Annotated in this window: 2 protein-coding genes and 1 pseudogene; all 3 read right to left on the reverse strand. The window is 68.5% G+C overall.

Translation table 11 applies throughout. The annotated features are described in order from the left end of the window. Positions 1–1,131, reverse strand: a 1,131-nt coding sequence (gene pcnB, locus ACK42S_RS17695) for a polynucleotide adenylyltransferase PcnB (protein WP_409710710.1), incomplete at its 3' end; no start/stop codon positions are given. Next, entirely contained in the window at positions 1,128–1,808 is a 681-nt protein-coding gene (locus tag ACK42S_RS17700; RefSeq protein WP_409710713.1) for an HAD family hydrolase, read from the reverse strand. The genes ACK42S_RS17700 and pcnB, both read right to left, overlap by 4 nt. Further along, positions 1,805–2,116: pseudogene (locus ACK42S_RS17705) on the reverse strand (HdaA/DnaA family protein); the annotation flags it as partial. The gene ACK42S_RS17700 and the pseudogene ACK42S_RS17705, both read right to left, overlap by 4 nt. Between the last annotated feature and the right edge of the window lie 38 nt (positions 2,117–2,154).

Genomic DNA, 2,154 nt, shown 5'->3' on the forward strand with positions numbered 1-2,154 from the left:
GCCGATGCGCGCATCGAAGACCTCGTCGATGGCCAGGCCCAAGGCCTGGAAGGCCGGTTGGCCCTGCGCCTGGTGGCGCTGCCAGCGGTCCAGCACGTCGTGCCAGAGCATGCACGCGAGCATGAAGCTGGGGGCCACCGGCTTGTCCTCGGCCACGCGGCGATCGGTGTCGGCCAGCGCGAGCTGCACAAACTTCTCACGCCCGTCGTGCTTTTGCTGCTCGTCGAGCACCACATCGAGGATGGGGAAGACACCGCGATGCAGGCCGTGCTTGCGCAGCTCCTGCAAGCTGGCCAGGGCGTGGCCGGTCTGCAGCAGCTTGATCATCTCGTCGAACAGGCGCGAGGCCGGGACGTTGTCGAGCAAGGGGGCCATGCGCTGGATGGGCTCCCGCGTCTTGGGCTCGATCTCGAAGCCCAGCTTGGCGGCAAAGCGCACCACGCGGATGATGCGCACCGGATCCTCGCGGTAGCGGGTCTGCGGGTCGCCGATCATGCGCAGCAGGCGCTTCTTCGCGTCGGCGATGCCGCCGTGGTAGTCGACCACGATCTCGCGCTGCGGGTCGTAGTACATCGCGTTGATCGTGAAGTCGCGGCGTGCAGCGTCCTCGATCTGGGGGCCCCAGACGTTGTCGCGCAGCACCCGCCCGCTGGCATCCACCACGTGACTTTTGTCGGCGATCTGCGACTTCGAGGTCTTCTCGTTGCCCTGCACCTGCTCGGCAGCCGCAGCGTCGAGGTAGGCGCGGAAGGTGGAAACCTCGATCACCTCGTGGTCACGCCCGCGGCCGAACACCACGTGCACGATGCGAAAGCGCCGGCCGATGATGAAGGCGCGCCGGAACAGCGCCTTGACCTGTTCCGGCGTCGCATTGGTGGCCACGTCGAAGTCCTTGGGGCGCAAGCCCAGCAGCAGGTCGCGCACGGCACCGCCGACGATGTAGGCCTCGTAGCCCGCCTCGGTGAGCGTGCGCACCACTTTCACCGCACGCTCGTCCACCAAGGACGGGTCGATGCCGTGTTCGGACTTGGGCACCTCCACACGGCGGCCGAGCGCCGGGGCGCCGGGCCGGGGAGCGGCCTGCTTGCCGCCGGACTTGCCCAGCAGCTTGTCGATCAGCTTCTTGATCATTCGAAGAGTTTCAGTATGCGCCAGCCCCGCTCCCGGGCCAGGGATTCCAGCGCGGGCGACGGATTGGTTGCCACGGGGTCGCTGGCACGCTCCAGCAGGGGAAGATCGTTGGGCGAGTCGCTGTAGAAGCTCGTACGCTCGAACTGCGACCACCCAGCCCCCAGGCCGGCCAGCCACTGGTCGACGCGGGTCACCTTGCCTTCACGGTAGGACGGCACACCGTGGATGCGGCCCGTGATGGTACCGCTTGCGTCGCGTTCCAGCTGGACGGCCAGCAGGTGGTCCACACCGAAGGCCGCGGCGATCGGGGCGGTGACGAATTCATTGGTGGCCGTGACGATGGCCACCAGGTCGCCGCGCGCCTGATGCTCGCGCACGAGGGCCAGCGCCCTCGGATGCAGCACCGGCCGCACCACTTCCTGGACGAAGCGCTGCTGCACCGCGCGCTGCTCGTGCGCCGGGCGCCGGCGCCAAGGCGCGGTGCTGAACTCGATGTACTCGGCCAAGTCCAGGCAGCCGGCCTGATACTGGGCGTAATAGTGATCATTGCCCCGCCGGAAGGCCTCGCCGTCGGCCCAGCCGATGCGCACCATGAACTCGCCGAAGGCATGGTCGGAATCGATCGGCAGCAGGGTGTGGTCCAGGTCGAACAGGCACAGATTGCGGGGCGTCGTCACAAGGCCTCCTCGGCCAGCATGCGTTTGAGCAAAGGGATGGTCACGCCGCGCTGCTGCGCCAGCGCGAAGCGGTCCAGGCGGTCGAGCAGGCCCATCAGGCTGCCCAGGTCGCGCTCGAAGCGGGTCATCAGGTAGCCCATCACCTCGTCGGACAGGAAGATGCCGCGCCGGTCGGCCTCGTGCCGCAGGGCCGCGCGGCAATGTTCCTCGGGCAGGGGCTGCAGATGGAAGACGGGGCCCCAGCCCAGGCGGGTGCGCAGGTCTTCGCGCACGGCCAGGTCCACCGGGGGCACGGTGCCGGCCGCCACGCCCTACTGACCCACCCCCGCGGCATGAGCGAAAAACA

This window comes from Caldimonas sp. (assembly GCF_046289365.1).
In the GTDB taxonomy this organism is placed as follows: domain Bacteria; phylum Pseudomonadota; class Gammaproteobacteria; order Burkholderiales; family Burkholderiaceae_C; genus Caldimonas.